We start from the raw sequence: 5,862 nt of genomic DNA, 5'->3' as shown, positions 1-5,862 counted from the left end.
TTACTCGACGATCGAGGCGACGATGCCGGCGCCGACGGTACGGCCGCCTTCGCGGATAGCGAAGCGCAGCTTTTCTTCCATCGCGATCGGAACGATCAGCTCGACGTCTACAGTGACGTTGTCGCCAGGCATGACCATTTCCGTGCCTTCCGGCAGGGTGACGATGCCGGTGACGTCCGTCGTGCGGAAGTAGAACTGCGGACGGTAGTTGGTGAAGAACGGCGTATGACGGCCGCCTTCTTCCTTCGTCAGGATGTAGGCTTCAGCCTTGAACTTCTTGTGCGGCTTGACAGAGCCCGGCTTGCACAGGATCTGACCACGCTCGACGCCGTCACGGTTCACACCGCGAACCAGAGCACCGATGTTGTCGCCAGCCTGGCCCTGGTCGAGCAGCTTACGGAACATTTCAACGCCGGTAACCGTCGTCTTCGAGGTCGGGCGGATGCCGACGATTTCGACTTCTTCGCCAACCTTGACGATACCGCGCTCGACGCGGCCGGTCACAACCGTACCACGGCCCGAGATCGAGAACACGTCTTCGATCGGCATCAGGAACGGCTGGTCGATCGGACGCTCAGGCGTTGGGATGTAGGCGTCAACAGCTGCCATCAGCTCGCGGATCGCGTCTTCGCCGATCTTCTTGTCGGAGTCTTCGAGAGCGGCAAGAGCCGAGCCCTTGATGACCGGAATGTCGTCGCCCGGGAAGTCGTAGGACGACAGAAGTTCGCGAACTTCGAGCTCGACGAGTTCGAGAAGCTCGGCGTCGTCAACCTGGTCGACCTTGTTGAGGAACACGACGATCGCCGGAACGCCAACCTGGCGAGCAAGCAGGATGTGCTCGCGGGTCTGCGGCATCGGGCCGTCGGCAGCCGAGCAAACCAGGATCGCGCCGTCCATCTGCGCAGCACCGGTGATCATGTTCTTGACGTAGTCGGCGTGGCCGGGGCAGTCAACGTGGGCATAGTGGCGGTTCGGGGTCTCGTATTCGACGTGTGCCGTCGAAATGGTGATGCCGCGAGCCTTTTCTTCCGGAGCCGCGTCGATCTGGTCGTACGCCTTGAACTCGCCGAAGTACTTCGTGATCGCTGCCGTCAGAGACGTCTTGCCGTGGTCAACGTGGCCGATCGTGCCGATGTTAACGTGCGGCTTGTTGCGCTCAAACTTACTCTTTGCCATTTGGGCTCTCCACTCTTTTAAGGTCCCGTGAGGGATCTAATTCTTGTTATCGGTCAATTGGTATTCCGGTCACTTCTGACCGGAATACTTTGCCTGGATTTCCGTTGCGACGTTCGACGGGACCGGCGCGTAGTGATCGAAGGTCATCGTGTACTGAGCACGGCCCTGTGACATGGAGCGCAGGTTATCGACGTACTTGAACATGTTCGCCAGCGGAACGTTGGCGGCGATGACGACGGCGATACCACGGCTTTCCTGGCCCTGGATCTGACCACGGCGGGAGTTCAGGTCACCGATAACGTCACCGACGTAATCTTCCGGCGTGACGACTTCGACCTTCATCATCGGCTCGAGGAGCTGAGCGCCGGCCTTCTTGGCTGCTTCACGGAAGCAAGCACGCGAAGCGATTTCGAACGCCAGAACCGACGAGTCGACGTCGTGGAAGGCACCGTCGATGAGCGTCGCCTTGACGCCGAGCATCGGGAAGCCAGCCAGCGGACCGGAAGACAGAACGCTTTCGATACCTTTCTGAACGCCCGGAATGTATTCCTTCGGAACTGCACCACCGACGATCTTGGACTCGAACTTGAAGTCTTCGCCATCCGGGTTCGGTTCGAAGACGATCTTGACGCGCGCGAACTGACCGGTACCACCGGACTGCTTCTTGTGCGTGTAGTCTTCTTCGTGCTGGCGCGTGATGGTTTCGCGGTAGGCAACCTGCGGAGCACCGACGTTTGCTTCAACCTTGAATTCGCGACGCATGCGGTCGACGATGATGTCGAGGTGAAGTTCGCCCATGCCGGCGATGATCGTCTGGCCGGATTCCTGGTCGGTCTTGACGCGGAAGGACGGGTCTTCAGCAGCCAGGCGGTTGAGCGCGAGGCCCATCTTTTCCTGGTCGCCCTTGGACTTCGGCTCGATCGCGATCTGGATGACCGGCTCGGGGAATTCCATGCGCTCGAGAATAACAGGCTTCAGCGGATCGCAGAGCGTGTCACCCGTAGTGGTTTCCTTGAGACCAGCGAGAGCAACGATATCACCTGCGAAGGCTTCTTCGATGTCTTCACGCGAGTTCGAGTGCATCTGCAGCATACGGCCGACGCGCTCGCGCTTGTCCTTGACCGTGTTCAGAACCGACGAACCCTTTTCGAGCTTGCCGGAATAGATGCGTGCGAAGGTCAGCGAACCGACGAACGGGTCGTTCATGATCTTGAATGCGAGCATCGAAAGCGGCTCGGAGTCGTCAGCGTGACGCTCGATTTCGGCTTCCGTCTTGAAGTCGATGCCCTTGATCGCCGGAATATCGAGCGGCGACGGCAGGTAATCGACAACGGCGTCGAGCAGCGGCTGAACGCCCTTGTTCTTGAAGGCGGTGCCGCAGAACATCGGGTGGAACTTGACGTCGATCGTGCCGCGACGGACGAGCGCGCGGATCTGATCGTTGTCGGGCATGGTGCCTTCGAGGTAGGCTTCCATCGCGGCTTCGTCGATCTCGACAACGGTCTCGATCAGCTTTTCGCGATATTCTTCAGCCTTGACCTTCATGTCTTCCGGGATTTCGACGACATCCCACTGGGCGCCGAGCGATTCATCGCGCCAGACGAGAGCGTTCATCTCGATCAGGTCGACAACGCCCTTGAAGTCGCTTTCTGCGCCGATCGGCAGCTGCATGACGACAGCCGTTGCGCCGAGACGGGTCTTGATCATCTCGACGGAGCGGTAGAAGTCCGCACCGGTCTTGTCCATCTTGTTGCAGAAGATCATGCGCGGAACATTGTACTTCTCTGCCTGGCGCCAGACGGTTTCCGTCTGCGGCTCAACACCGGCGTTGGCGTCGAGAAGAGCAATCGCACCGTCGAGAACGCGCAGCGAACGCTCGACTTCGATGGTGAAGTCGACGTGGCCGGGGGTGTCGATGATGTTGAAGCGGCGCATCTTGCCGTCACGGCCCTTCCAGAAGGTCGTGGTGGCAGCGGAGGTGATCGTGATACCACGCTCCTGCTCCTGCTCCATCCAGTCCATCGTGGCCGCGCCATCGTGCACTTCGCCGATCTTGTGCGACTTGCCGGTGTAGTAAAGGATACGCTCAGTCGTCGTCGTCTTGCCGGCGTCGATGTGCGCCATGATACCGAAATTTCGGTAGTCTTCAATTTTATATTCGCGAGCCATTGTGGACTGCCTTTCGAACCCGTTCGGGATTACCAGCGATAATGCGAGAACGCACGGTTGGCGTCAGCCATCTTGTGCGTGTCTTCGCGCTTCTTGACCGCGGAACCACGGTTGTTGGATGCATCGAGAAGCTCGCCCGACAGTCGGTCGATCATGGTCGTTTCGTTGCGCTTGCGCGCGGCAGCGATCAGCCAGCGGATGGCCAGGGCCTGACGGCGCTCCGGACGAACATCAACCGGAACCTGGTAGGTTGCACCACCAACACGGCGCGAACGGACTTCAACGTGCGGAGCAACGTTGTCCAGAGCCTGATGGAACACGCCGAGCGGCTCCTGCTTGGACTTGCCCTGTACGGAGTCAAATGCGCCGTAGACAATGCTTTCAGCGACGGACTTCTTGCCGTCAAGCATGATTGCATTCATGAACTTGGTAACAACCAGATCGCCGAACTTCGGGTCCGGGTTGATCTCGCGCTTTTCTGCTCTGTGACGTCTGGACATACTTCTCGTCTCTTCAATTGTTAAAGGCGCTCTACCACGCGGAGGACCTCGCGCAGCGCCGGGATTTCAAAGCCGAATTACTTCGGACGCTTCGCACCGTACTTCGAACGGCGCTGCTTGCGGTTCTTGACACCCTGGGTATCGAGAACGCCGCGGATGATGTGGTAACGAACACCCGGAAGGTCCTTAACACGGCCGCCGCGGATCATGACGACAGAGTGTTCCTGAAGGTTGTGGCCTTCACCGGGGATGTAACCAATGACTTCGAAGCCGTTGGTCAGGCGGATCTTTGCGACCTTACGCAGAGCCGAGTTCGGCTTCTTCGGCGTCGTCGTGTAGACGCGGGTGCAAACGCCGCGCTTCTGCGGGTTCTCCTGCAGGGCAGGAACCTTATTACGCTTTACGTTCGCCTGACGCGGCTTGCGGATAAGCTGGTTTACGGTAGGCATTCAACCATCCCTTACGTTTATATCTCAATCCCTTGCGGGCGTAACTCGCGCCGTCTCCGGCAAGATCACACGCTTGTCTCAATGCGCAAAACGTGGCCCGATCCGCTTTCGCAGATGGACCACTGAGAGCAGAGGACGCAAAAGACATGCGTCATGCGTGCAGGCATCATATCTTCAACGTGCGTTTCGAACCTTGTTTGAGGTGATCTCCGGGGCGCGTCGCCCCGAATGGCCATGCCTCACATGGGTCCGGATGGCGCGGGTACTACTGGTTTCCCGTCGTCTCGTCAAGGCCGTTAAGAAATAAACTTAGGCCAAACGCCTTGAAACCCGGCCACTACGCGCTCTTTTGGAGCTTCTAGGCGCATTCGCTGCTGCACAGCAAGATAAACTTGAGCATTGCAGTAAAAAGCGGCTATGGAATCACCGATTGCGCTAAACGCATGAAATCAGATTCAAATCTCGAATCGAAGGACATCCGATGATCACCGCCCCCGACAACGACAACATTTCCGAAGGCCCGATGGTCTTCATCATCATCGGCAAGGGCTATGAGTCCGACAACAGCGAGGGCGTCGATCTCCATATCATGCTCAAGGCCGCCGACGACGACAGCGCCGTGCGCGAGGCTCTGAATGCGCTTGCGGAAGAAGGTTTCATCGAGGCCGACCTCGACCAGATCGGCATGCTGACCGAAGTGCCGTCCGAGGAGCCTCACGCCTCCGCCTATCAGGGCGCCGTCGACGGCGAAGTCGCGATCATCCGCTTCAGCTGAGGCAACGATGAAGCCGGATGCGCTCAAGGTGCTGATCTATGCAACCTGGCGCGACCGGCTGCTGGTTTTCGATGAGCCGGACTTTCCGGAGATCGAGCTTCAGCTTCCGGGCGGCACGGTAGAAGCTGGCGAAGATATCGCCGCGGCAGCCCTTCGAGAGTTTTCGGAAGAAACGGGAATCCTGTCTAAGACTCCCCTCGCCCCGCTGGTTGTCAATGACTACCGTTTCTACAAGGATGGCAGCGACGTCTGCCACCGGCGACATTACTTCCACATTCCGCTTGAAGGTGAGCAGCCCTCCACCTGGCTGCATCGCGAAATGACGCCGTTCAGCGGCGGGGGTCCAATCCTGTTCCGTTTCTTCTGGCTCAGCTTCGACGATGCCCACGTTCGGCTGGGCTACGGTATGGAGCAAGGCCTACCGCTGCTGAGCTGAGCCCTTGCAAAATCGAACTCAATCGGCATAGGGGGCGATCGATGTGATCGCACCCCTGCCACACCACCCGGCATGTGGGTCCGCACCGGGCGGTTCGAGAGATTGAGGTTAGACGAGCCTGGGCATTCCAAGTTGGTCAGCCCATCTAATGGTGAGGGTGGCGTTAAGGAGCTTGCCGCTGTTGCGCCACCAGCGACCGGCATTTGCTGCCACTTGCTGGGCCACCCCAGGTTTGGCTCCCCTTGCCATCATTTCCCGAAAGATCGTCTGCCGTGCTTCCATTGCTTGAGCTGGATTGCCCTCACACGATGGCGCATCCACTCGTCCAGCGCTTGCCAGACCCGAGGTGTTTGCGCC

7 protein-coding genes are annotated in these 5,862 nt (G+C 58.9%); 2 read left to right on the top strand and 5 right to left on the bottom strand.

The features are described from left to right. The 4 genes from tuf to rpsL all read right to left on the bottom strand — a co-directional run bounded on the left by tuf (nt 1) and on the right by rpsL (nt 4,294). Nucleotides 1-1,176 carry an elongation factor Tu gene (gene tuf, locus AF71_RS31135; protein ID WP_018857113.1) on the bottom strand — a complete coding sequence of 392 codons (1,176 nt, stop codon included), beginning with the start codon at nt 1,174-1,176 and terminating at the stop codon, nt 1-3. Between the two features lie 69 nt (nt 1,177-1,245). Continuing rightward, a complete protein-coding gene (gene fusA / locus AF71_RS31130) occupies nt 1,246-3,345 on the bottom strand; it encodes an elongation factor G (protein ID WP_018860447.1) in 2,100 nt (699 codons plus the stop codon). 29 nt (nt 3,346-3,374) lie between these two features. After that, entirely contained in the window at nt 3,375-3,845 is a 471-nt protein-coding gene (rpsG, locus tag AF71_RS31125) for a 30S ribosomal protein S7 (RefSeq protein WP_018860448.1), read from the bottom strand. A gap of 77 nt (nt 3,846-3,922) precedes the next feature. After that, nucleotides 3,923-4,294 (bottom strand): 30S ribosomal protein S12, encoded by a 372-nt coding sequence (rpsL, locus tag AF71_RS31120; RefSeq protein ID WP_003547537.1) that lies wholly within the window; start codon nt 4,292-4,294, stop codon nt 3,923-3,925. 481 nt (nt 4,295-4,775) lie between these two features. Between rpsL and AF71_RS31115 the strand changes: the two genes are divergently transcribed. Both AF71_RS31115 and AF71_RS31110 read left to right on the top strand, forming a co-directional pair. Next, entirely contained in the window at nt 4,776-5,069 is a 294-nt protein-coding gene (locus tag AF71_RS31115; protein ID WP_025662697.1) for a hypothetical protein, read from the top strand. Nucleotides 5,070-5,076: 7 nt separating this feature from the next. Further along, nucleotides 5,077-5,505 (top strand): NUDIX domain-containing protein, encoded by a 429-nt coding sequence (locus AF71_RS31110; RefSeq protein ID WP_169684534.1) that lies wholly within the window; start codon nt 5,077-5,079, stop codon nt 5,503-5,505. 248 nt (nt 5,506-5,753) lie between these two features. Here AF71_RS31110 and AF71_RS32100 read toward each other — a convergent pair whose 3' ends face one another. After that, nucleotides 5,754-5,822 (bottom strand): hypothetical protein, encoded by a 69-nt coding sequence (locus tag AF71_RS32100; protein ID WP_246733911.1) that lies wholly within the window; start codon nt 5,820-5,822, stop codon nt 5,754-5,756. Nucleotides 5,823-5,862: the final 40 nt, after the last annotated feature.

Origin of the sequence: Rhizobium sp. 57MFTsu3.2, assembly GCF_012932765.1 — a bacterium.
In the GTDB taxonomy this organism is placed as follows: Bacteria; Pseudomonadota; Alphaproteobacteria; order Rhizobiales; family Rhizobiaceae; genus Rhizobium; species Rhizobium altiplani.
Note: the sequence above shows the minus strand (reverse complement) of the source record. Positions and strands in the feature narration are given on the sequence as shown.

What these genes read in the sequence shown, in the direction of transcription:
- rpsL (WP_003547537.1), bottom strand. Translation starts at nt 4,294, where the DNA reads ATGCCTACCGTAAACCAGCTTATCCGCAAGCCGCGTCAGGCGAACGTA.
- rpsG (WP_018860448.1), bottom strand. Translation starts at nt 3,845, where the DNA reads ATGTCCAGACGTCACAGAGCAGAAAAGCGCGAGATCAACCCGGACCCG.
- AF71_RS31110 (WP_169684534.1), top strand. Translation starts at nt 5,077, where the DNA reads ATGAAGCCGGATGCGCTCAAGGTGCTGATCTATGCAACCTGGCGCGAC.
- tuf (WP_018857113.1), bottom strand. Translation starts at nt 1,176, where the DNA reads ATGGCAAAGAGTAAGTTTGAGCGCAACAAGCCGCACGTTAACATCGGC.
- fusA (WP_018860447.1), bottom strand. Translation starts at nt 3,345, where the DNA reads ATGGCTCGCGAATATAAAATTGAAGACTACCGAAATTTCGGTATCATG.
- AF71_RS31115 (WP_025662697.1), top strand. Translation starts at nt 4,776, where the DNA reads ATGATCACCGCCCCCGACAACGACAACATTTCCGAAGGCCCGATGGTC.